At 59.8% G+C, this 1,345-nt stretch carries 1 protein-coding gene; it reads right to left on the reverse strand.

Annotation, left to right across the window (positions count from 1 at the left end; all coding sequences use genetic code 11):
• Window positions 1–299: 299 nt before the first annotated feature.
• Entirely contained in the window at window positions 300–1,031 is a 732-nt protein-coding gene (locus NJ75_RS23120; protein WP_156135956.1) for an alpha/beta hydrolase, read from the reverse strand.
• Window positions 1,032–1,345 lie beyond the last annotated feature (314 nt).

Below are 1,345 nucleotides of genomic sequence, written 5' to 3' on the forward strand. Positions count from 1 at the left end.
CACATAGACCAGCGCGTGGGGCCCGCGGGTTCCTGCACTGGAGGCTTTCGTACGCAAGCGCCCGAAACCCTTCACAACTCAAGCCGTTCCCATCAGCGGCTGGGAACGACCGTTCGGGCCGAAAGCGGCCATGAGCATCGCTAAAACGCAGCGCCCTGTTTTCGTGATCCCAGACTGGCGATTCCCGCCCCAAAGGCGGACATTAGGCCGGCAGAAGAATGTCGTAGCAGCGTTTCGTCGGGGCCGTTTCGCGCGGCTTACTTGTGAATTGGTGGAGCTATCGTGCCAAAGCCGGATCGCTAATTGGCAATGCTGGCCAGCCAAGCAAGCGTTCGATCCTGCGAGCTGGCTGTATAAGCCAGCTCATGCCCTTTGGCAGGAAAGATGTCGAGGCGGGCGTGTCCGCTTGCCGCGGCCAGCGCAGCACCTTGGGCCGCGGGAATGAGCGTATCCATTCCCCCATGCAATATCAGCGTCGGGCAGCCGATCCTCGCCAGTTTCCGCTCGTTATCGAAGCGGTCGCGCACAAGCAGGCCTGCAGGCACGAATGGGAGTTGCAATTGGACCACATCGACCATGCTGGTGAATCCGGAAACAAGGATGAGGGCGGCGACCCTGTGCTCCATAGCCATTTCGGTGGCGACCCCCGATCCAAGCGAGTTGCCCATAATGACTATCTGCGGGCCCTGAACGCCATGGTTCATGAGCCACTGAAGTGCAGCTCTGCCGTCGTTGTACAATCCTTCCTCACTGGGCGATCCGGGATTCCCGGCATAGCCTCGATACTCCGGCAGGAGCAGGCCGTATCCAGCTCGGGCGAAGGCTTGGGTTGCTACTCTGCTACCCGCGTTGGTGTCGCCGTTACCGTGGAAAAAGACGATCGTCGGCTGCCCATCCCTAGCGGGCCGATAAATTGCACGCAGAACGAACCCATCGGGCGTCCTGAGGCTGACCATTTCCGGATCGGCGAGCGCATTTGAGCCTGCATGAGTTGCGCCAGGATAAATGTAGGATCGCTGGTTGACGTACAACCATGTCAGGCTTGCCAAATAGAGCAGGAGGGTCCCTCCAACGGCGCCCAAAATGATCTTTCGCGCCAGTTGCCCATCTCCGACCAGGGACGACGGCTTCTGCCGATGTCCAATCCTCGAAACTCATAGTGCGATGGATAGCCATCCACTTGGGCGGTCGTCAAACCTACATTAGAGGGGTCAGCCATGCGACGGTCCGCTTCCCACCAGAATGCAAAATTCGCCACCGACGGCTGCCGACCAAAGCACGAACCCGCTCCGCGGGAGAGTCGCTTGGGGTGCCGTAGCGTAGTATTGTTCAGGCTTTGCGTGCG

It is taken from the genome of Novosphingobium subterraneum (genome assembly GCF_000807925.1).
Taxonomy (GTDB): Bacteria; Pseudomonadota; Alphaproteobacteria; order Sphingomonadales; family Sphingomonadaceae; genus Novosphingobium; species Novosphingobium subterraneum.